The organism is Cupriavidus sp. WKF15 (assembly GCF_029278605.1).
Classification (GTDB): domain Bacteria; phylum Pseudomonadota; class Gammaproteobacteria; order Burkholderiales; family Burkholderiaceae; genus Cupriavidus.
In genome coordinates this window covers 2,087,468-2,109,202 of record NZ_CP119573.1, presented here as the reverse complement: position 1 = coordinate 2,109,202, position 21,735 = coordinate 2,087,468, and the positions used below count along the sequence as shown (strand labels likewise).

Here is a 21,735-nt window from a genome sequence, read left to right as displayed (position 1 = left end):
ATAAATGCGCGCCTTAGCCGAGGGGTGGCCGGACAGGGAGTTTGTGCAGCAGCCTGCTGCACAAACTCCCTTGGTTTTTACCGCGGGCAAGGTGTCTATCCATGCGCAGCGCCAGATAGCGCCGTGTCTACATGCTAAGCAGCGACTAGCACCGATTGCCAAAAACGGATATTCCCCAGGACGCCGCCACGCTCCCGCACGGTGCAGCGCCACCGCCAAATCACCCGTCCGGTCCCGACACGAACCCGGATCCTGCCCCAGTCCGGCGCATGGAAGCGATTGCCCGGGCACGCACCCACGGTCCGACTCAGTAAATCCCCCGGTACGCCCATTGCCGATCCCGGCTAACGCCTGACCGGCCGCCATTTCTAGACTGGCTCCATTTCCAGCACAGACAGGAGCCAGTCGTGAATGACGCCAGCAGCACGCCAGCGCGTGCGCCGCGGGAAGCCGGGCGCAGGTCCCGGCGCCTGATACCACTCTTGCTTGCCGCCACGCTCGGCGCCGGCGCGGCGGTGGCCGGGGACCTGCCGCCCGAGACGCTGACCGTGGCCCCGCTGCCGGCCGCCGACGAGAACCGCCTGTATATCTCCGACGTGGCCTTCCGCCACATGGTGGACGGCCGGCTGCACGTGGTCGATGGCAGCAAGATGAAGTACCTGGGCCTGCTGCCCACGGGTTTTGGCGGGCAGTCGGTGCTGTCGCCCGACAAGCGTTCGATCTACGTCGTCTCCACGTACTACCCGCGCCTGACCCGTGGCGAGCGCAGCGATGTCGTCAGCATCTACGACGCCGACACGCTCGCCTACCGCAGCGAGATCGTGATCCCGCCCCGCCACGCGCAGTCGCTCAATTACCGCGGCATCATCGCGGTCTCGGCCGATGGCCGCTTCCTGTACGTCCAGAACGCCACGCCGGCTACCTCGGTCAGCATCGTCGACCTGCAGGCCGGCAAGTTCGTCGCGGAAACCCAGACGCCGGGTTGCTGGGGCATCTTCGCCACGGGCGCGTCCAGCCAGCGCTTCCGCACGCTGTGCAGCGACGGCGGCATGCTGACCGTCTCGCACGACGGACAAGGCCAGCCCACCGGCCAGAAGCGCAGCGCGCGCATGTTCGATCCGGACACCGACCCGGTCTTCCTGCACTCGGAACGCATCGGCGACACGCTGTTCTTCGTCTCCTTCAACGGCAATGTCTACACGGCCGACCTGTCGGGCGAGGCACCCGCCTTCGGCAAGCCGTGGCCGATCGTGTCCGCCGCCGATGCCAGGGGCGGCTGGAAGCCGGGCGGCTACCAGCTCTTCACGCTGCACGCGCCAACCCAGCGGCTCTATGTCGGCATGCACCCGCGCAGCCGCGAGGGCTCGCACAAGACCCCGGCCGCCGAGATCTGGACCATCGACCTTGCGCAACACAAGCGCGTGGCGCGGGCGCCGGGGCAGAACGCGCTGGCCATGACCATCACGCAGGGCAGCCAGCCGGTGCTGTACGCGCTCGATGCCGCCAAGGCCGGCGTGATCGCGCTGGATCCCGTACGCAACCTGAAGCCGGTTGCGCGCATGGACAACGTGAGCGAGAACGCCGTGCAAGTGGAGGCGCACCAATGACCGCCCAGGACCTGATCGGCGACCCGGTTGTCAGCGCGGCATGCAGCGCGGCGGCTGCCCTCGTGCTGCTGCTTTCGGTGGCGCCCAAGCTGCGCGAGCCCGACCGCTTCCATGCCGCCGTCGACGCCTACCGGCTCGTGCCCGCCGCGTGGTCGCGCGCCGTGGCGCTGGCCTTCATCGGCAGCGAAGCCGCTGCCGTGCTGCTGCTCGCGCTGATGCCGCTGCAAGCCGCGTCGGCACTGGCGGCGATGGTCGCCGCCGGCGTGGCGACCGGCGCCGTGGCCATCAACGTGCTGCGCGGCCGGCGCGATATCCGCTGCGGTTGCGGCGGCGCGGACGACAGCATGCCGCTGTCGGGCGGCCTGCTGTGGCGCAACGCCGCGCTGCTGGCGGTGCTGGCCGTCGCCGCGTCATCGGCAGCGGCCGGGAACGGCCGCCCCATGTCGGCGCTCGACTATGCCGCCGCCGGCTTTATCGCGCTGGCCCTGCTGCTGATGTGGCTTGGCGCCACGCAACTGCTGGCCAATGCCGGCCGCGCCCGTGGTCACGTGCGAGCCTGAATTCCTTCCCCTTATATCTTCGTGAGACTGTCATGACTGCACTTGTCATTGCCAATATCGTGCTGTGGATCGCCGTGCTGGCGCTGCTGTTCGGCCTCTACGCGCTCGCGCGCCAGGTCGGCATCCTCTATGAACGCGTGGCCCCGATGGGCGCGCTGATGATCGACGCCGGCCCGCGCGTGGGCCAGCCGCTGTCGCCGTTCGCGCTGCAGGACGTGCGCGGCACGGCCGTCACCGTCGGCGGCCCGCAGCCGGCCAGCACCTTGCTGTTCTTCCTGTCGCCGACCTGCCCCGTCTGCAAGAAGCTGATTCCCGTGCTGAAGTCGATCCGCGCCAGCGAAGGCGGCTGGCTGCGCGTGGTGCTGGCGTCCGACGGCGAGGAGCCCGAGCACCTGGCCTTCCTGCGCCAGGCCGGACTGGGCGACTTCGACTACGTGCTGTCGCGCGAACTCGGCATGCACCTGCAGATCGGCAAGCTGCCCTACGCGGTGCTGCTCGACCAGCAGGGAACGCTGCGCGCCAAGGGCCTGGTCAATTCCCGCGAGCAGCTCGAAAGCCTGTTCACGGCCATGGACCTGAACGTGGCGTCCGTCCAGCAGTTCCTGGAAACGCATGCCTGAGCGGCAAGGAGACAAGACGATGTGGTTCGACAAGCTTTTCGAACGCCAGAGCCGCCGGGCCGCGCAGCGCACCGGGCGCCGCAGCATGCTGGCCACCCTCGGCAAGGCCATGGTGGGCACGGTGGCGCTGCCGGTGCTGCCGTTCGACCGCAGCGTCCATGCCGCGGCGGCGCATGGCGCGAAAACCGGCAAGGCACTGGACGAGACCTCTTGCGACTACTGGAAGTACTGCGCCGTGGACGGCTTCCTGTGCTCGTGCTGCGGCGGCAGTTCGACCACGTGTCCGCCAGGCACCGAGCCGTCGCGCGTGTCGTGGGTCGGCACCTGCCGCAACCCGGCCGACGGCAAGGACTACATGGTCAGCTACAACGACTGCTGCGGCAAAACCACGTGCGGGCGCTGCGAGTGCAACACCAACGAGCGCGAACGCCCCGGCTACAAGCTCGGCGTGCACAACGACGTCAACTGGTGCATGAGCAACTCCAGCACCATGTTCCATTGCACCACCTCGATCATCCTCGGAGTCCAAGAGTGAAGTCCCGACTGTACCCACTTTGCGTGGCGTTCTTGCTGGCCGGCGCGGCGGCCACGGCAAGCGCCGCGGACCTCGCCGCGCAGGGCAAGGAAGTCTTTGCCGCCAACTGCGCCGCGTGCCACAACAACGATGCCAGCGGCATTCCCGGCGTGGCGCCGCCGCTGGCCAACGCGCTGCGCGAGCGCCTGGGTTCGCCGGCGGGTCAGACCTATCTTGCCAACGTGCTCGTGCATGGCATGGCCGGCCCGATCGAATCGCAGGGCCAGCCGTTCAACGGCGTGATGCCGGCCTTCGGCACGTTGCCCGATGCATCGCTGGCTGCCGTGCTGGCCTGGCTCGGCACGCAGAATGGCCTCGCCACGGCCACCGTAGGCACCGATGCGCTGGCCCAGGCGCGCGCGGCCCGCAAGACCCCGGGCGCCGTGCGCAAGCTGCGCGACGCGGCGAACTGATATGCGGCACACCGCGCTCCGCCTGGCCCTCGCATCGCTGGCCACCGTACTGATGGCAGGTGCCGCGCACGCCGAAGGCAAGCTGCAGCGCGGCCACGCCAATTACGTGCTGCACTGTTCCGGCTGCCACCTGCCGGACGGCTCGGGCAAGCCCGCAGCCGGCATTCCGGACATGCGCGCGACCGTGCCGCAACTGCTGGCCACGGCCGCGGGGCGCGCGTTCCTGATCCAGGTGCCCGGCACGTCCGGCTCGTCGCTGACCGATGCCGAAGTCGCCGAACTGATGAACTGGATGCTGCCCGCGCTGACCGGCCGCCAGGACATTGCGCCATTCACCACCGAAGAAGTCACGCGAGACCGCAACGACCGGCTCGACGACGTGGCCGCGCACCGCGCCGCCATCCTCGGCACGAGCCGCTGACACCCATTACCCCGACACCTGACAAGACACCAGAGGACATCAGAGGAGACCCATGGACACACGCACCGACCTGCTTTGCGCCGCCACGCGCGCCTTCCTGCAACGCCCGAAGCGCATGCTGATCGACGGCCAGTGGTGCGCCGCTGCGGACGGCGCCGTCATCACGACAGAGGACCCGGCCACCGAGACCACGCTGGCTGAGGTGCCTGCCGGCGGTGCCGCCGATGTCGAGGCCGCCGTGCAGGCCGCGCGCAAGGCCTTCGAGCAAGGCCCGTGGCACGCCATGCGTCCGTCGGACCGCGAACGCCTGCTGCTGCGCCTGGCCGACCTGGTCGAGGCCAACGCCGAGGAACTGGCCCAGATCGAGGCCATGGACAACGGCAAGCCCGCGACCATGGCGCGCGCCATCGACGTGGCCGGCGCCGCCGGCTTCCTGCGCTATATGGCCGGCTGGGCCACCAAGCTGCACGGCGAAAACCTGGACGTGTCGGTGCCGCTGGTACGCGAGCGCGAGTTCGTCGCGTTCACGCGGCAGGAAGCCGTGGGCGTCGTCGGCGCCATCATCCCGTGGAATTTCCCGTTGCTGATGGCCGCGTGGAAACTCGGTCCGGCGCTGGCCTGCGGCTGCACCGTGGTGCTCAAGCCGGCCGAGGAAACCCCGCTGTCGGCGCTTCGGCTCGGCGAGCTAGTCGTCGAAGCCGGCTATCCGGCCGGCGTGGTCAATATCGTCACCGGCGACGGCGCGCGCTGCGGCGCGGCGCTGGCCGGCCATCCGGATGTCGACAAGATCGCCTTCACCGGATCGACCGAGGTCGGCAAGCTGGTCGGCGGCATGGCCATGGAGCGGCTCGCGCGCGTGACGCTGGAGCTTGGCGGCAAGTCACCGGTCATCATGCTCGACGACATCTCGCCCGAAGCCGCCGCCGCGGGCGCCGCACAGGCCATCTTCTTCAACCAGGGCCAGGTGTGCACGGCCGGCTCGCGCCTGTACCTGCCGCGCGCCAGGTTCGATGCGACGGTGCAGGCACTGGCCGACATCGCCAACAGCCTGCGCCTGGGCCCGGGCCTGGAGCCGGACACCGGCATGGGCCCGCTGGTGTCGCGCCGGCAGCGCAAGCGCGTGGCGGGCTATGTGCAGGCCGGCGTCGATGCCGGCGCCCAGCTCGTCTGCGGCGGTGGTGCCGACCTGCCGCGCGGGCACTTCTTCCGGCCTACGGTGCTGGCGCAAGCACCGGAGACCTCGTCTGTCGTGCAGGAGGAGATCTTCGGTCCTGTGGTCGTCGCACTGCCCTACGATGACATCGACGAAGTGGTGGGCCGTGCCAACGGCACCCCGTTCGGGCTGGCGGCTTCGGTCTGGTCAAATGACCTGTCGCGCGTACACAGGCTCGTGCCTCGCATCAAGGCCGGCACGGTCTGGGTCAATTGCCACAACGTGCTCGACAACGCGATGCCGTTCGGCGGCTTCAAGCAATCGGGGCTCGGCCGCGAAATGGGGCGCGCCGTGTTCGACCACTACACCGAAACCAAATCGGTCATGATCGCGGTGTAAGCGCCCTATGGCTGCCGACCGGTACTTATCCATGACAGGACAGACCATGAACGAAACTGCCCCCGCCACGTCCTCCCCGCAGCCCGGCCGGCGCCAGTGGCTGGGCCATCTTGCCGGCGCCGCCGTGACGACGGTTGCGGCCTCGGCCATGGCCAGCCGGCCGGCCAGCGCCGCGCCCGCCGGCACGGCAAGCGCCACGTCCGGCCCGGCCACCAGCGGCGGCGGCGCGCCCGACCCCATCGTGCTGATGCCGGCCTGGCAGCTTTCGCGCGAGATCCGCGGCGGACGCCTGTCCTGCCGCCAGGTCATGAGCGCGTACCTGGCCCATATCGACCGTGTCAACCCGGTGACCAACGCCATCGTGGCACTGCGCGAGCGTGATGTGCTGATGCAGGAAGCCGCGGCCGCCGACGAAGCACTGGCCGCCGGCAAGGTGGCCGGATGGATGCATGGCATGCCGCAGGCACCCAAGGACCTGGCCCTCACGCGCGGCATCCGCACCACGTTCGGCTCGCCGATCTTCAAGGACAACGTGCCGGCGTCCGACGCCATCATCGTCGAGCGCGCGCGCAAGGCGGGTGCCATCCTGCTCGGCAAGACCAATACGCCGGAGTTCGGCCTCGGCTCGCAGACCTTCAACCCGGTCTACGGCGCCACGCGCAATCCGTACGACAGCACGCGCACGGCTGGCGGCAGCAGCGGCGGCGCCGCGGCGGCACTGGCCATGCGGCTTTTGCCGGTAGCTGATGGCAGCGACTTCGGCGGCTCGCTGCGCAACCCGGCCGGGTTCTGCAATGTCTACGGCTTCCGGCCCTCGGTCGGGCGCGTGCCATATGGCCCCACGCCGGAAGTCTTCCTGCAGCAACTCGGCTATGAAGGACCGATGGGCCGCACCGTGGCCGACGTGGCGCTGCTGCTGGCCACGCAGGCCGGCCCCGATCCGCGCACGCCACAGGCACTGGCGGCGGACCCGGTGCTCGCCACGCTGACGCCGGACAACGTCATGGCGGCGCTGTCGACCGACCTGAAAGGCAAGCGCGTGGCGTGGCTCGGCGACTGGGACGGCTACCTGCCGATGGAAGACGGCATCCTGGCGCTGTGCGAGCAGGCGCTGCAGGCGTTTCCGGCCTTTGGCGTGGGCGTCGAGAAGATCAAGCCGCCGTTCGCGCCGGAGCGCCTGTGGAAGACCTGGCTGGTGCACCGGCACTTCCTGGTCGGCAATGGCATGCTGCCGTTCTACAAGGACCCGGCGAAGCGCGCCATGCTCAAGCCTGAGGCCATCTGGGAAATCGAAGGCGCGCTGAAACTCAGCGGCGGGGACATCTACGCCGCCAGCGCCGACCGCAGCGCGTGGTACCAGGCGCTCGAGCACGTCTTTGCCAACTTCGACTACATTGCCGTGCCGACCGCGCAGGTGTTTCCCTTCGACGTGCGCGAACCGTGGCCGAAGGAGATTGCGGGCCGCCGGATGGACACCTACCACCGCTGGATGGAAGTCGTGTTCCCATGGACGCTGTCAGGCTGCCCGGCCATCAGCGTGCCGGTCGGCTTCGGCAAGAATGGCCTGCCGATGGGCATGCAACTCATTGGCCGCCCGCGCGACGACCTCAGCGTGCTGCGCCTGGCGCGCGCCTACGAGCAGGAGCGTGACTGGGTGGGCCGCCATCTGCCGCGCGCGGTGATGACCTGAAAGGCGCGGAGCGCGTCAGCGGCGCGCGAGCGTCGCTGACGGCAGTTCGCCGAAGAAGGCGCGGTACTGCGCGGCAAATCGCGGCAGATGCTGGAAGCCGAAGTTCGCCGCGGCTGCGCCGACCGAGTCCGCCGCGCCGTTGCGAAGCGCCTGGCGCACACCGTTCATGCGCACCGCCCGCACGAAGTCGAGCGGCGACAGGCCGGTCACCTCGTTGAAGCTGTATTGCAGCGTCCGGCGCGACACGCCCAGGCGCTCGCACAGCGACAGGATGCTCCACGGCTGATCGGGGGCGCTGCGGATCATCTGGTAGGCGTCGGCCACCAGCCGGCGCCGTGCCGGCGTGGTCGGGAGCCGCTCGTTGCCGGCATTGCCTTCCCCCACCAGGGCGGTTGCGGCCGCCAGCAGCAGGGCATCGCGCATCGCGCTTTCGACAAAGCGGTTGCTGAACACCTCGGTATCGATGGCTGCGGTGGCCAGTACGGACAGCAGCAGCGCGCGGAATTCCCGGCCAGCGATTTTCGTGACCGGACGTACCGGCGGCATGCGTTCGAGCCGGGCCGGCTCGCCGCCAGCCAGCGCAACGGCGCGCTGCAGCGCGGGCAACGGTACGGTCAGGCCGGCCAGGTCCAGTTCCCGCGGTGTGCGCATGGCCATCGACCGGCCGCATAGCAAGGTCTGCCCGTCCATGGCGTACCCCGAAAACCAGCCGCCCTGGCACTGCGCATCGGGCAAGGCCAGCGCAATGTAGCCGCGTGCGGCTTCCCCTTCTTCCAGCAAGCTCTGCGAAGTCTGTTCGCGGAAAACATGAACGTCCCCGTAGGTTACCTGGGACATCTCGGCGCGAAAGGCACCCGGCGTCAGTTGCTGGTAGCGCTGCTGCCAGCCATCCAGCTCGACCGCGGCTGTGTGCGCGTCATCCGCCACGACGTGGCGCAAGGTGCGCGCGGCGGTGGCTTCCGGCAAGGACTGGGGCGTGGGCGTCGGGGCAGGATTCATTGGGGGCACGGCTGGAGCGCTGTACCCGCGCGCGGCGGCTCGGGCCGGCTTGTGCTGCGCAGGTGCAACGGTTGAGTTTAGCCAATGGCGCAGCCGGCAATGGAGCGGGTCAACCCTGAGTGATTGGGCCGGAATCCCCTGATGATGAAAAAAACGACTGCAATATCGACATTTAAATCATCAACGGAATACGTCGACGTGGCTACACTTCCTTCCGTGCCGCAAAACAAACACTACGGCACCGCTCACAAGGCGACCCGGACGGCATGCAGGGCGGCAGATCCGCCGCCCCGCGCCCCCTCCGAACCGACGGGGAATGCCGCCTGAAATCAGTTAGAAGAAGCAGCCATGCACAACACCTCCCTCAAAGCCCTCCTCCTTACCATCGCAACGCTCAGCGCCAGCGCCATGGCCGGCCAGGCAGCCGCCCAAGGCATGCAGGACCGTGGTATCTCCAGCGACCGCTACGGCTACGTCATGCGCCAAGGCAAGCCCGACCCATACACGGATGGCGGCAATGCCATCGGCAAGCGCGACCCGTTCACGGACGGCGGCCACGTCGCGGACAAGCGGGACCCCTTCACCCAAGGCGGCCACGGCGCGGCCACCGAGCTGAACCTGGCCGGCATGGACACCCGCGGCGTGTCGGCCCCGCCCGCACACGGCGCCTCGCGCGCGGACGCCAACGCTTAAGCAGAACGCTAGCCGAACACCTGACCCGCGCAGGCTCGTCTGTCACGGCGCCTGCGCACACGACGCTTTCCCGAGATTGACATGAAGACCATCCTGCTGGCGCTGCTTGGTGCCGCGGCTGTCACGGCGGCATTGCCCGCCATGGCTGGCCCCGACTGGGCCGTCATCGAACGCGGCCGCGCCGCGGCCCGCGCGGCGCATCCGTGCGCCGACACCCACCAGCGTTCCGCCGAAGCCGCACCGGCCAGTGCGCCCGGCATTCCCCACCACGGCTGACCCTGCAGCGGCCGCACCGCGCGATTGCGGCCGCGCTGACCGACTGCGCTATCCTGTGCGGCTCATCCGAGCCAACCCACAAGGATCGCCGCATGACCAACGCCCCCGACCTGCGTGCCTACGCCTACGTTCTGGCGGTACCCGACCTGCCCCGCAGCGCCGGGTATTTCGAATCCGTATTGGGCTTTTCCGTCGACTGGCAGGATGGCGACAACTGGCGGGCGCTCAGCCGCGGCGGCGTGCGCGTGATGCTCGGACATTGCCCGGATGCGCTGCCGCCATCGCAGACCGGCGACCACAGCTATTTCGCCTACTTCCACGTGGACGACATCGACGCCCTGCATGCCGAGCTGGCGCCGCGCGGCGCCATCATCCTGCAGCCGCCCGCCGACAAGCCATGGGGCATGCGCGAAATGGCGCTGGCCACGCCCGATGGCCATCGCATGATGGTGGGACAAGTACTCGGCTGACCGTGCCAGCGCGGGGCCAGGCCCCGCGCCAGGCGGCCCGGCTAGCGCGCGCTGCCTGCCAGTACCTCGACCGCGCTTTCGAAGTCATAGTTCTCCACCGCCTCGCACAGGCGACGGAAGCGATCGACTTCCAGCACGTCCGCCAGCCGCTGGCGGTTGGCCGCGAACGTCAGGCTGGCATCGCTGGCACTGTCGGCCAACTGGCGGCGCAGCAGGTCGAGCAAGTCCGACGTGCTGGCGGCCTGGTTGGCGAGCGGCGCTGCCGGTCCCGGCGCTTCCGCTGGCAGGTGCCGGGTCAGCGCTTCGCACAGGCTGGCGTGCGCCTGTTCCAGCGCCTGCAGCAAGGCGCAAGGATCTTGCGCCCCCCTTCCCGTCAACGCGCACTCCAGCGACGCCGAGACGCTGGCCACCTGCCTGGCGCCAAGATTGCCGGCCAGGCCGGCCAGCGCGTGCGCAAGGCGCGCGGCCTCGGCACGCTCGCCGCCCTGCAGCAGCGCGCCGATCTGCTGCGGTGTGCTCGCATAGCCTGCGAGCAGGCGGCCCAGCAACTGGCGAAAGGTGTCGATGCGCCCGCCGACACGGGCGACCGCGCCGTCGACATCGAGCAGGCCCGTGGCTGCAAGTGCCCGGATCCAGTCCGGCGCAGCGTCCGCCGCTTCGGGTTCGGCCGTCTCGACCATCGCGTTCGGCACGGCCAGCGCATCGTCGTGCCAGCCCGCCGCTTCCCGCGCTCCGGCGCCGGTCCTTGACGGCGTGCCGGTCAGCCACCGGTGCAGGGTCGTGAAGAAGGTGGCCGGACTGATGGGCTTGGCGATATGGTCGTCCATGCCCGCTGCCAGGCAGCGGTTGCGGTCTTCGGGCAAGGCATTGGCCGTCATCGCCACCACCGGCAGCGACGCCAGCCGCGGGTTGGCGCGGATGTGGCGCGTGGCTTCGAACCCGTCCATGACCGGCATCTGCATGTCCATCAATACCAGGTCGTAGTCCTGCCCTGCCAGCAGCTCCAGTGCGATCGCGCCATTCTCCGCCGTATCGGGCGTGATGCCGGCCTGCTGAAGCAGATGCGTGGCGACCTCGCGGTTGATCTCGTTGTCTTCGACCAGCAGCACGCGCGCGTGCGGCAGCGACCAGCCGGGCCCCGTCTCGGATCCCGGCGCGCCGCGGTCCGCCATGCGTCCCGGCTCCGAAGCCAGCACCCGCATGGTCGCGTCGAACAGGACCGACGGGCTGACCGGCTTGTGCAGCGTGGTCTCGAAGCCGTTGCGCTGGCCTTCGCGCACGACTTCTTCGCGCCCGTTGGCGGTAATCATGAGCGGCCGCGGACGCTGGCCCTGCAATGACATTGCCGCCAGCCTGCGCACGGTTTCGATGCCGTTCAGCCCGGGCATGCGCCAGTCGATGAAGACGGCATGGTAGGGATCGGACATGGCGTCCGCGTGCTGGATGGCGGATAGCGCCTTCTCGCCGGACTCGGCTTCGTCCGCGCGAAAGCCAAAGCCGCGCAGCATGGAGACAATCACCTGGCGCGCATAGCCATGGTCATCGACCACCAGCAGACGGCGCCCCGCGAGTTCCGGCCGCACCAGCAGTGCCGGCGCCCGCCTGGTACCCGGCAGCAGCGCCAGCTCGAACCAGAACGTGCTGCCCTTGCCCACTTCGCTCTGCACACCCATGGTACCGCCCATCAGGGTCACCAGCCGGTGGCTGATGGCCAGCCCCAGGCCGCTGCCGCCATATTGCCGCGTGGTGGAGCTGTCGGCCTGCTCGAAGCTGCGAAACAGCCGCGGGATGGTATCGGCATCGATGCCGACGCCCGTGTCGCGCACCTCGAAATGCAGCCGGATCCGCGTCTCGGCATCCTCGCCGGCACAGCGCGCCACGCGAACCACGATCTCGCCGCGCTCGGTGAACTTGACCGCATTGGTGGTGAAGTTGATCAACACCTGGCGGATGCGCAGCGGATCGCCGCGCAGCGAATCCGGTACGTCCGGCTGCACGTCGACCACCAGTTCCAGCTGCTTGGCGGCGGCGCGTTCGCTGACCAGATCTCCCACCGTGCGCAGCAGGCGCTCCAGCGAAAAATCGATCTGCTCGATCTCCAGCTTGCCGGCCTCGATCTTCGACAGGTCCAGGATGTCGTTCAGGATGCCCAGCAGGTGCTGGCCCGAACGCTGGATCTTCTCGACGTAGTCGCGCTGCCGGGGGTCGAGTCGGGTGCTGAGCGCCAGGTGCGCCATGCCGATTACCGCGTTCATCGGGGTACGGATCTCATGGCTCATATTGGCCAGGAAACTGGCCTTGGCCTGGGCAGCCGACTCGGCCTCGTGCTTGGCCTTGGCCAGTTCCGCGTTGGCCACGGCCAGTTCGCGGGTGCGTTCCCACACCTTCTGCTCCAGCGTCTGCGACATCTCCCTGAGTTCGCGCGTGGCGCGCTCCTCGTCGGTAATGTCGATACCGACCGCCCCCACGCCCACCACGGCCTTGCTGGCCGGGTCCTGCACCGGGAAGCGCATGATTCGCAGCTGGCGCGTGCCCTCTGGCGAAGCCATCGCGTAGAGGTGCTCTTCGGCCTGTCCCGTGGCCATCACGCGGTCTTCGATTTCCCAGCGCTCCTGGGTGCCGTCGGGCATGACCGCGAGTTCACGGTCGGTCTTGCCCAGCACCTGTTCGCGCTCCAGGCCGAGCAGCGTCTCCAGGGCCGGATTGAGCTGCAGGAAGACGTGGTTGCGGTCCTTCAGGTGGATGATGGCCGGCGAGTGGTCCAGCAGCGCGCGCAGTCGCTCCTCGCTCTGCGCCAGCTTGTGCTGGCTCTTGCGCAGCGCCCAGGCTGCCACCGCGATCAGCAGCATGATGGCGCCCGCCATGCTGGCCACCACGGCGCGCGTGGACAGGTAGGAGCCGAGCGCTTCCTCCATGTCCTGCTCCAGGATCAGACCGGCCCCGAGTGCCGGTATCCACAGCCCCGCGCCGGCCGCGCGCTGGCCGTGGTAGTCCTGGTAGCCGAAGGCAGTTTGCAGGGTCTCGGAATGCAGTACCTGCTGCGCCAGGCGTGTGAGCGGCGCATCGTTGTCGGCACGCCAGCGGCCATTGCCAACGTCGTGCGGCACGCGCACGTGCAGGTTGAACATGGAGGCATCGCCCGGCTGGAGCAGCCCCTGCCCGACCAGCGTCTCGTCGAAGCGGCTCGGCGAATTGAGCCGGCCGTCGCGGTCGATCACATACAGCTCGCCGGAGTTGCCGAAACGCGCGGCCTTGAGGATCTGCAGCATCACGGCGTACGGGTCGATGCGCAGGCATAGCGCGCCGATGGCGCGGTCATGGTCCCACAGGCGCGAACACACGACCTGGAACGGGCTGCGGCCCACCGGCCCGACCGGTCCGTCTTCCAGCAGCGGTCCCGGGTATGGCGCAGACAAGGCGGCACCGTTCTCTCGCGCGCGCGTTGCCGCAGCCGCAGCTTCGGGCTGCAGCAGCTGTCCGTTGCGCTCGGCCAGGTCGGAAACCACGATGCGGTTGTCCATCGAGATCAGCCCGTAGCCGATATAGCCGTTGGAGCGGTACAGCGGCGTGATCCAGCTGGCGAAGTCGCGCAGCTGGTCGGCACTGGGCTGGGCGCCGTCGCCCAGCAGCGGCCGCGCCAGCCGCATCGTGTCGTCCAGCGTGCTCATGGACACGGCGCGGCGGCGCTGCTCGCTGGCCCAGGTCTCGAGCTGGCGCGCGGTGGTGTTGACGGTCGCGCCCAGGCGCGCGCCGACGCTCGCCTGCTCGTTCTGGCGCACCGTCGACATCGCGGCGAACGCCACCAGCCAGACCGCCAGGATCAGCAGTGCGCCGTAGGCCAGCAGTGAGCCGCGCAGCCAGAAGCCTGCGTGTGAATCGGGCCTGGACATCGCTCAGATTGCGGGCGACAGACAGCGCTGCGGCTCGTGTGCCGGGTCAGCAAAGCGCAGCGCAATGGCGAGGAATTCGTCTGCAATGCCGTGGAACGCATCGACCATGCCGGGATCGAAATGCCGGCCACGTCCTTCCAGGATGATGCGCACGGCCTCTTCGTGCGGGAAGGCGGGCTTGTAGACGCGCCGCGATATCAGCGCGTCATAGACATCGGCCAGCGCCATCAGGCGGGCCGACACGGGGATGGCGTCGCCGGCAAGCCCTTCAGGATAGCCCGAGCCATCCCATTTTTCATGGTGGTACTGGGCAATCTCGCGCGCATAGCGCAGGAAGGAATCGCGCGTGCCGCACTGGGCTTCGGCATCGGCAATGGCGTCGCGGCCCAGCGTGGTGTGGGACTTCATCGTCTCGAACTCCTCGGCGGTCAGCTTGCCGGGCTTGAGCAGGATGCGGTCCGGAATCCCGACCTTGCCGATATCGTGCAACGGCGCGGACTTGAACAGCAGGTCGATGGTGCGCTCGTCCAGTTGCGCGCTGAAACGCGGGTCGTGCCGCAGCGCGCGCGCCAGCGCCCTCACGTAGTGCTGGGTGCGGCGGATGTGGTTGCCGGTCTCGTTGTCGCGGGTTTCGGCGAGCGCGGCCAGCGCAATGATGGTGGCGTCTTCGATCTGCGTGATTTCGCGCATGCGCCGCTGGACCTCGGCCTCCAGGTAGGCCGACCGGTCGCGCAGGAAATCGTGCGCCTGCTTGAGCGTAAGCTGGCTGGCGATGCGGGCGCGGGCCACGGGCGGGCTGACCGGCTTCATGATGTAGTCGACGGCGCCCACCTCGAACCCGCGCGCTTCATCGAGTTCGTCGGTACGGGCGGTCAGGAAGATGACCGGGATGTGCGCGGTGGCCGGGTTGGCCTTGAGATGGCGGCAGGTTTCATAGCCATCCATCTCCGGCATCGACACGTCCAGCAGGATCAGGTCCGGCGCCGACGACGCGGCCAGCTGCAGCGCCTTGGCGCCACGGTTGGCCACGCGCACGCGGTACGGGTCCTGCAGCATTGCCACCATGGCGGCAATGTTTTCCGGAATGTCGTCGACGACGAGGACGGTAGGTCGCTGCTCTGGGCTGTCGGCGCTCATGTTCAGTGCGTTGGGTTGGCCGGGCACTGCGCTGCGTGGCGCAGCAGACCGGCACCGGATTCAGGAGCCAGGCGCCCGCGCGTGTACTGCACACCGCAGGTATCGCCAATCGGAGCATCGGCCGGAAGGGGCAAAACCTGTGCCCTCCTGAAGCGGGGATTGCCAGCACGTTTATTATCGCGGCTGGCATCGCGGCTGCCAGGTTTGGCAGCCCAGGCGCGCTCAGGCAATCGCCGCCATGGCCTTCAGGATGGGCCCCGCGTCGGCCGGCCTGACCAGGCGCGACACCTCCTGGCCGTCGCGCAGGAAGACCAGCGTGGGCCAGAGCTTGACCCTGAACGAGCGGCCCAGCGGGCGGCCGCTGCCGTCTTCCACCTTGATGTGCCGCAGGTCCGGATAGCTGGCAAAGGCCTGGGCCAGCGCCGGCTGGGCACGCTGGCACCAGCCGCACCAGTCGGTGCCGAACTCGAGCAGCGTGGGACCCTGCAGGGCGTCGATTTCCGCTCGCGGGGGCGCGTCGGAAAGGTAATGATCCGTCATGGGCATCGCAGCATCTCCTCCCGGAAGTGGGGGTTATGTCTTTCTGTGTTTGCGGCCTGTTGCCTGCCGTGAAGCAACGACCGTACCGGCGGCGCAGTGTGCCACGCGGCCCGCCTTCAGGACAGTGTCTCCGCACCGCGCAACGCCAGCATGGCGCAGGCAATGCGCATTTCCACGATGGCTGCCCTGGTGTGCCGCGTGAGGCATAAGGAAAGAGCAAATCGTTATTTCACTCCCATGTAATGCTCGCCTTATAGTCCACAGTTCACTGGAACAAGACGGGCGCACGGGCACTCCTGCCGTGGCCCCTTGGAGCACAACGTTGACTGACGGCCTTACCCTCGGCGATACCCTTTCCTGGCCCGCCCGCTACCTGCCTCGCAAGACCGCGCTGGTCACCGGTACCGGGGCCGCACGGCGCGCATGGACCTATGCCGGCCTGGATGTCGAAGTCAACCGCCACGCCAATGCCCTGCTCTCGGTTGGCATCGGCAAGGGCGACGTCGTGGCGGCCTTTCTCTACAACACGCCGGCCTTCGTTTTCACGCTGCTGGCCTGCGCCCGCATCGGCACGGTGTTCAACCCGGTCAACTACCGCCTGGCTGCGCAGGAACTGGCCTATATCCTGAACGACGGCAATGCCCGGGCGCTGGTGTTCGAGCAGGAAGGGGCCCCGGTCGCGGAAAAGGCAGCCGCGCAGGCCACCGGCAAGCCGCTGCTGATCTATGCCGAGGACGGCGCCGCGCCGTCGTTTGCCACGCACCACCTGGCCACGCTGGCCGCCGGCCAGCCCGCCACGGCACCGGACGTCATCGTGCATGAGGACGATCCTTGCATCCTCATGTACACCAGCGGCACTACGGGCCGGCCCAAGGGCGTCGTGCACACCCACCGCAGCAAGCTGTTCCACAACGCCATGATGCATCAGGCCATGGGCCTGACGCGCGAAGACGTAGGCCTGTCGGTGGCCCCGCTCAACCATACCGCCGAGCTGCATACCAGCTTCCTGCCCCGGCTGCAGCTTGGCGCCACCCAGGTACTGCAGCGGCGCTTTGACGCCAGCGAGGCCTGGGAGCTGGTCGAGGCCGAGCGCGTCACGCATTTCTTTGCGGCACCGACCATGGTCGGCATGCTGCTGAACCATCCCGATGCGCAGCGGCGCGATCTTTCCTCGCTGCGGCTCGTGGAATATGGCGGCGCCTCGATGGCTCCGCACCTGATCCGCGAATGGGACCGCAAGATCGGCGCTGGCCTGGTGCAGGTCTACGGCACCACCGAGATGGGCCCCTGCATGTCGGTGCTCTACCCGCACGAGCAACTGAGCCACGCGGGCTCGGCCGGCCTGCCGTCGCTCGGCCACGACCTGGTGGTGGCGCGGCTGCGCGACGACGGCGAGCCGACCGATCCGTCACAGCCGTGCGCACCCGGCGAGGTCGGTGAAGTGCTGGTGCGCGGGCCGTGCATGATGCGCGGCTACCTGAACCGGCCCGACGCCAATGCGCGGGCACTGGCCCATGGCTGGTACCACACCGGCGACCTCGGCAGCCTGGACCAGGACGGCTACCTCTGGATCCGCGACCGCATCGACTACATGATCAACTCCGGCGCCGAGAATGTTTACCCGCGCGAGGTGGAAGACGCCCTGATCGAGCATCCCGCCGTGCTGGAGGTTGCGGTCCTGGGCGAATCCGATCCGACCTGGGGCCAGGTGGTCGGCGCCTATGTCGTCGCGCGTCCGCAAGCGCAGGTCAGCGCCGAACAGCTCGACGCCTTCCTGCTGCAAGGCGACCGGCTGGCCGCCTACAAGCGGCCGCGCCGCTACCATTTCCTGGAGGCGCTGCCCAAGACCACCAGCGGCAAGATCCAGAAGCACATGCTGCGCGCCGGCTGACGGCGGCGCGGTGTTGCGGCCGGGGGATGATGGGGGTTGTCGGTGCTTGGCGGGCGTTTTCGTGGTTGACGAACGGCCCGAGGTGGTGAAGACGGTACAGGGCATAGCCAGACTGCCTGCCGCGTAGATGATCAGGATAGAGACGTCAGATGAGCGAACCCGGATTACGTGGTGGCCCCTCCTAACCACGCCATCGGTGGGACGCCTACGGCTGCGCTGCGCGCGGGTCGGCGAAACAGCGGCGCCTGCCAAGCACGACAACCCCAACCCATCTTCTGAACACGGGCAGTCCCGCAGGTGTCTCATCTTCCTGACGCGTCAAACCCCGTCAACAGGGAATAGACCAGAGTTCGCTCACGAAACCCGCACTCGGCATGGGGTCATGCAGAGCGCGCGCATATATCGTATAGTCACGATACACATTTTGATGTTTCCCGATATATGGTTCGTGAATCACCGAAACAACCTGCGCCGGACACCACCCCCGCGAAGCCCGAGATCGACGTGGATGCCATCCACAAGGCCCTGGCCAATCCCGTGCGGCGGAAAATCCTTGCCTGGCTGCGAACGCCGGAAGCGTATTTCGCCGAGCAGGAACACCCGCTCGACATGGGCGTGTGCGCGGGGCTGATCGACACGCATTGCGGACTGTCGCAATCGACGGTGTCGGCACACCTTGCGACGTTGCAGCGTGCGGGGCTGATCCGCGCCCGGCGCGTTGGCCAGTGGGTCTTCTTCAAGCGTGACGAAGAGACCATCCAGGCGTTTCTCGACCATATCCACCAAGACCTCTGATTCGTACCGGCATGGCGCTGCCGCGTCTTGCCATTGCCCTGACCTCCGCACTGACCGTGCGTCCTTCCCTTCCATACGAAAGGCCAGACCTCATGCCTACTCTCTTCGATCCGATCCGCATTGGCGACCTCGACCTGCCCAATCGCGTCATCATGGCGCCGCTGACGCGTTCGCGCGCAGTCGGTGGCCAGCGCGTGCCGAACGCACTGATGACCGAGTATTACGTACAACGCGCGTCTGCCGGCCTGATCATTTCCGAAGCCACCGCGGTGACGCCGCAAGGCGTGGGTTATGCCGACACGCCGGGCATCTGGACCGACGCGCAGGTCGCGGGCTGGAAGCAGGTGACCGACGCCATCCATGCCGCGGGCGGCCGCATCTTCCTGCAACTCTGGCATGTCGGCCGGATCTCGGACCCGATCTTCCTGGACGGCGAACTGCCGGTGGCACCGAGCGCTATCGCAGCCGGCGGCCATGTGAGCCTCGTGCGCCCGCAGCGCGCCTTCGTGACCCCGCGCGCCCTGGAAACCGAGGAAATCGCCGGCGTGGTCGCGGCCTACCGCCACGGTGCCGAGAATGCCAAGAAGGCAGGCTTCGACGGCGTCGAAGTCCACGGTGCCAACGGCTACCTGCTTGACCAGTTCCTGCAGGATTCCACCAACAAGCGCACCGATGCCTACGGCGGCTCGATCGAGAACCGCGCGCGGCTGCTGCTGGAAGTCACCGACGCCTGCATCGATGTGTGGGGCGCCAACCGCGTCGGCGTGCACCTCTCGCCGCGCGGCGATGCGCATTCGATGGGCGACTCCGACCCGGCGGCGACGTTCGGCTATGTGGCACGCGAACTGGGCAAGCGCGGCATCGCGTTCATCTGCGCACGCGAGGCGCTGGGCGACAATCGCCTCGGGCCGGCACTAAAGGCGGCATTCGGCGGCGTCTATATCGCCAACGAGAAGATGACCAAGCAGACCGCCGAACGCGTGCTGGCCGCCGGCGAGGCCGACGCCGTCGCGTTCGGGCAGCTGTTTATCGCCAACCCGGACCTGCCGCGCCGCCTCGAGCTCGACGCATCGCTCAATGCGCCGCGCCCCGAGACGTTCTATCACCCGGGCGCGGAAGGCTATACGGACTACCCGGCGCTGGTCTGACGGCTCCGACGGCCGGTCGCACCGGCCTGCCAGGGCCAAGGGAACCCGCGCTAGTTCGCTTCGGCGAAGTGAAAGGTTCCCTTGCCGCGTGCCTTGGCCATGTACAGCGCCCTGTCCGCGATGCCCAGCAGGGCATCGGCCGTGCGTCCTTGCGGCCGGACATGGGCGATGCCGACGCTCACGCCCACCCGGACCTCGGCCCCATTCGACAACCGGTATGGCGCGCTGATATCGCGCAGGAGCCGATCGGCCAGCAACCGGACGCTGTCGCGCTGGTCATCGCCAAGCACGATCACGAACTCATCCCCGCCGATCCGTGCCACGCGCGCGCTGCCGGGTACGCCGGCGCGCATGCGCTCGGCGACGTGCTGGAGCAGTTCGTCGCCACCACCGTGGCCATGGATATCGTTGACCTGCTTGAAGCCATCGAGATCCAGGTAAAAGAGCGCCAGCCGCTGCGACGGCAGGTCGTCGCTCGCGTTGGTGCGCCGGATCTCCGTCAGGATGCTGGCCCGGTTGAGCAGCCCCGTCAGCGAATCGTGCCGCGCACGATGCGCACTCTCCTGCTCCGACTCCATGGTCGCCACCAGCATCGCGTTCATGCGAAACGAGGCGCTGGTCATGCTGGCGACATAGACGGGCAACTGGACCAGGGTCAGCAGGAGCAACGGCTCTCGCGCGACCAGGGCGCCGAGACAGCACGGACCAAGCGCCAGGAGAATCATCAGGCCGGTCATCCTTGGCGCGCCGAAGTTCCTGAAGCAGATCCCGCCGATCATGGCGGCCGACGACAGGCACGCCAGCGCGGCCGCGAGCCAGTCGCCGCTGGTAATGCTCAGGTAGGTCCCCAGGCCAACGCTGAACGCCCAGACCATGCTCAGCAGTACATGCAGGTCAGTATGCGTGGCCAGCCCGGCCCGCGCCCTTCGCTTGGCGGAAGTCAGGACGCCGATGCGCGCGGCACAGATCATGCATTCCAGCGCCAGCCAGAAGAAAAATTGCGTGCGTGGCAGATGCCAGGTGATGAGCGCCGCCACCAGCAGCGTATTGATGACGCCGCCGATGAAAATGGACAGGGTGCCGAACAGGCTGCCCACCAGCGCATGCCGGATATCCGGAGAGACCGGCCTGCCGGGGTCCACGAGCCACTTCATCGGCTGCCAGCGCGGCAGCGTGAACACCCCTGTCGAATCCGGCATAAACCTGTGCCTCTGCTTGCGTTGAGCGTGATGGTTGAAGACACCTGGCGGATTTCGGACGCAGTCCGCGACGTCCTGCCCTAGAACTCGCTTGCGCCGATTTCCTGGGTCCGGGCATGGCCGCTGCGCGCGCCATGGAGGGTGAGCGACATCCGGCTGTATCGCGTGCCATTGCCTTCGGCAATTTCTTCGAGTTCGAATGGCTCCGTCCTGGAGATCTCCCCGGTATCGAGATCCATGAAGCGAACATCGAAGTTGCCGGAAGCCATATTGGCAAACTCGAAGGAAGCTCCCGCCTTGACCAGTGCGAAACGCACCGGGACCGGGTCGCCGCCCTCCAGCGAGAACACTTTCAGGAAGACGTCGGCCGGGTTGCGCGAATTGTCGACCGTCAGTGACGACAATCCCCCCGTCTTGCGAATGGGATAACCGGGAACGTAGCTGGACCACGCCGGCCAGGACTGGCCGTTCGGCGCAACGGGCGGGCGCACATAGCGCGGCTGCGCTTGCGTCGGCTTCCATGGCGTCGCGGGAGCCGCGCGCGACTCGCCAGGCGTTTCCGGCACGGTCACGACCTCAGGCGGACGGGAAGTCTCCGCCGGCATGCGCGCTGTCGGAATGATCAGGTAAATCGCGGCCCCCGCAACCACCAGCACGAACAGCGTCTTTGAAACAGTGTGGTTGGCGGCCGGCTTTGCCGTCCCCTGTGAAGGCGCCGATGCCCGCGATGCTGTCGACGCCCCGGGACGAGCCTGGCGCGCTGCCGACCCTGCCCTGGAAGCCGGGCTCGTGGAGGCGCCAGAGGCTGTCGAAGCCGGCCTGGCCCGCTGCCCGGCACTGGCGGACGCCACCGCCTTTGCCTTTTCCTGCGCCGCGATCCAGGCATCGTGCTGGGCGCGCTTTGCCGGGTCCATCAGGACCTCATAAGCCGTGTTGATAATCGTCATGACCCGGTGGGACTCGGAAGAGTCCTGGTTCCGGTCCGGATGATGCTTTTGACTTAATGCCTTGTATGCCGCCCGAATAACCTCAGGCGGGGCGTCACGAGAAATCTTCAGATTATCGTAATGGGTATGCATTCTCGATGCCGGCGCATAAAGGTCGGGATCGATTTTACCGCCCGCGCAGTAACAAGGGAATCTCGCTTTGCCGGCATTGAAAGGGCAATTTGCCATGAGCCAGTTAATCGGCATGCCATAGGACGGGGAGTCGTGCGGCCACAAGGCTCGCTTTTCGGACGCTCCGCGTGTCCGTAACCCT

Annotated in this window: 20 protein-coding genes; 14 read left to right on the top strand and 6 right to left on the bottom strand. The window is 67.9% G+C overall.

What is annotated here, in order from left to right; translation table 11 throughout:
• Positions 1-407 precede the first annotated feature (407 nt).
• From CupriaWKF_RS26975 to CupriaWKF_RS26940, 8 genes are all read left to right on the top strand, one after another.
• Positions 408-1,607: an amine dehydrogenase large subunit gene (locus CupriaWKF_RS26975; RefSeq protein WP_276101489.1), complete on the top strand. Its 1,200-nt coding sequence runs from the start codon at positions 408-410 to the stop codon at positions 1,605-1,607.
• Complete coding sequence (locus CupriaWKF_RS26970; RefSeq protein WP_276101488.1) at positions 1,604-2,167, top strand: MauE/DoxX family redox-associated membrane protein; 564 nt, start codon at positions 1,604-1,606, stop codon at positions 2,165-2,167. Before CupriaWKF_RS26975 ends, CupriaWKF_RS26970 begins: the two co-directional genes overlap by 4 nt.
• Positions 2,168-2,199: 32 nt before the next feature.
• Entirely contained in the window at positions 2,200-2,787 is a 588-nt protein-coding gene (gene mauD, locus CupriaWKF_RS26965) for a methylamine dehydrogenase accessory protein MauD (RefSeq protein WP_276101487.1), read from the top strand.
• Positions 2,788-2,806: 19 nt separating this feature from the next.
• Positions 2,807-3,322 (top strand): methylamine dehydrogenase light chain, encoded by a 516-nt coding sequence (locus tag CupriaWKF_RS26960; RefSeq protein WP_276101486.1) that lies wholly within the window; start codon positions 2,807-2,809, stop codon positions 3,320-3,322.
• Positions 3,319-3,774 (top strand): cytochrome c, encoded by a 456-nt coding sequence (locus CupriaWKF_RS26955; RefSeq protein ID WP_276101485.1) that lies wholly within the window; start codon positions 3,319-3,321, stop codon positions 3,772-3,774. The genes CupriaWKF_RS26960 and CupriaWKF_RS26955 overlap by 4 nt, the downstream gene beginning before the upstream one ends.
• Before the next feature lies 1 nt (position 3,775).
• Positions 3,776-4,195, top strand: coding sequence for a cytochrome C (locus CupriaWKF_RS26950; protein WP_276101484.1), 420 nt, complete (start codon positions 3,776-3,778; stop codon positions 4,193-4,195).
• A 52-nt stretch (positions 4,196-4,247) separates the two neighbouring features.
• Complete coding sequence (locus CupriaWKF_RS26945; protein ID WP_276101483.1) at positions 4,248-5,747, top strand: aldehyde dehydrogenase family protein; 1,500 nt, start codon at positions 4,248-4,250, stop codon at positions 5,745-5,747.
• A gap of 247 nt (positions 5,748-5,994) precedes the next feature.
• Positions 5,995-7,437, top strand: a complete 1,443-nt coding sequence (locus CupriaWKF_RS26940) for an amidase (RefSeq protein ID WP_276103224.1) — start codon at positions 5,995-5,997, stop codon at positions 7,435-7,437.
• A 15-nt stretch (positions 7,438-7,452) separates the two neighbouring features.
• Here CupriaWKF_RS26940 and CupriaWKF_RS26935 read toward each other — a convergent pair whose 3' ends face one another.
• A complete protein-coding gene (locus tag CupriaWKF_RS26935) occupies positions 7,453-8,436 on the bottom strand; it encodes a helix-turn-helix domain-containing protein (protein ID WP_276101482.1) in 984 nt (327 codons plus the stop codon).
• A 348-nt stretch (positions 8,437-8,784) separates the two neighbouring features.
• Here CupriaWKF_RS26935 and CupriaWKF_RS26930 point away from each other — a divergent pair, with 348 nt between their 5' ends.
• The 3 genes from CupriaWKF_RS26930 (at position 8,785) to CupriaWKF_RS26920 (ending at position 9,875) form a co-directional block, all read left to right on the top strand.
• Positions 8,785-9,129 (top strand): hypothetical protein, encoded by a 345-nt coding sequence (locus CupriaWKF_RS26930; protein ID WP_276101481.1) that lies wholly within the window; start codon positions 8,785-8,787, stop codon positions 9,127-9,129.
• Between the two features lie 81 nt (positions 9,130-9,210).
• Positions 9,211-9,405: a hypothetical protein gene (locus tag CupriaWKF_RS26925; protein WP_276101480.1), complete on the top strand. Its 195-nt coding sequence runs from the start codon at positions 9,211-9,213 to the stop codon at positions 9,403-9,405.
• A 92-nt stretch (positions 9,406-9,497) separates the two neighbouring features.
• A complete protein-coding gene (locus CupriaWKF_RS26920; protein WP_276101479.1) occupies positions 9,498-9,875 on the top strand; it encodes a bleomycin resistance family protein in 378 nt (125 codons plus the stop codon).
• Positions 9,876-9,916: 41 nt separating this feature from the next.
• On the opposite strand, the gene CupriaWKF_RS26915 is transcribed toward CupriaWKF_RS26920, so the two are convergent.
• The 3 genes from CupriaWKF_RS26915 to CupriaWKF_RS26905 form a co-directional block, all read right to left on the bottom strand.
• Positions 9,917-13,765, bottom strand: a complete 3,849-nt coding sequence (locus CupriaWKF_RS26915) for a response regulator (RefSeq protein ID WP_276101478.1) — start codon at positions 13,763-13,765, stop codon at positions 9,917-9,919.
• 3 nt (positions 13,766-13,768) lie between these two features.
• Entirely contained in the window at positions 13,769-14,902 is a 1,134-nt protein-coding gene (locus CupriaWKF_RS26910; protein ID WP_276101477.1) for a two-component system response regulator, read from the bottom strand.
• 222 nt (positions 14,903-15,124) lie between these two features.
• A complete protein-coding gene (locus CupriaWKF_RS26905; RefSeq protein ID WP_276101476.1) occupies positions 15,125-15,448 on the bottom strand; it encodes a thioredoxin family protein in 324 nt (107 codons plus the stop codon).
• Positions 15,449-15,764: 316 nt separating this feature from the next.
• On the opposite strand from CupriaWKF_RS26905, the gene CupriaWKF_RS26900 reads away from it, so the two are divergent.
• The 3 genes from CupriaWKF_RS26900 (at position 15,765) to CupriaWKF_RS26890 (ending at position 19,276) form a co-directional block, all read left to right on the top strand.
• Positions 15,765-17,333, top strand: coding sequence for a fatty acid--CoA ligase (locus CupriaWKF_RS26900; RefSeq protein WP_276101475.1), 1,569 nt, complete (start codon positions 15,765-15,767; stop codon positions 17,331-17,333).
• Between the two features lie 441 nt (positions 17,334-17,774).
• The gene (locus CupriaWKF_RS26895) at positions 17,775-18,128 is read left to right on the top strand and encodes a metalloregulator ArsR/SmtB family transcription factor (RefSeq protein WP_276101474.1); all 354 of its coding nucleotides are present in this window, start codon (positions 17,775-17,777) and stop codon (positions 18,126-18,128) included.
• A 92-nt stretch (positions 18,129-18,220) separates the two neighbouring features.
• The gene (locus tag CupriaWKF_RS26890) at positions 18,221-19,276 is read left to right on the top strand and encodes an alkene reductase (protein ID WP_276101473.1); all 1,056 of its coding nucleotides are present in this window, start codon (positions 18,221-18,223) and stop codon (positions 19,274-19,276) included.
• A gap of 50 nt (positions 19,277-19,326) precedes the next feature.
• Here CupriaWKF_RS26890 and CupriaWKF_RS26885 read toward each other — a convergent pair whose 3' ends face one another.
• Complete coding sequence (locus tag CupriaWKF_RS26885; protein WP_276101472.1) at positions 19,327-20,475, bottom strand: GGDEF domain-containing protein; 1,149 nt, start codon at positions 20,473-20,475, stop codon at positions 19,327-19,329.
• A gap of 80 nt (positions 20,476-20,555) precedes the next feature.
• Positions 20,556-21,698, bottom strand: a complete 1,143-nt coding sequence (locus tag CupriaWKF_RS26880) for a DnaJ domain-containing protein (protein WP_276101471.1) — start codon at positions 21,696-21,698, stop codon at positions 20,556-20,558.
• Positions 21,699-21,735 lie beyond the last annotated feature (37 nt).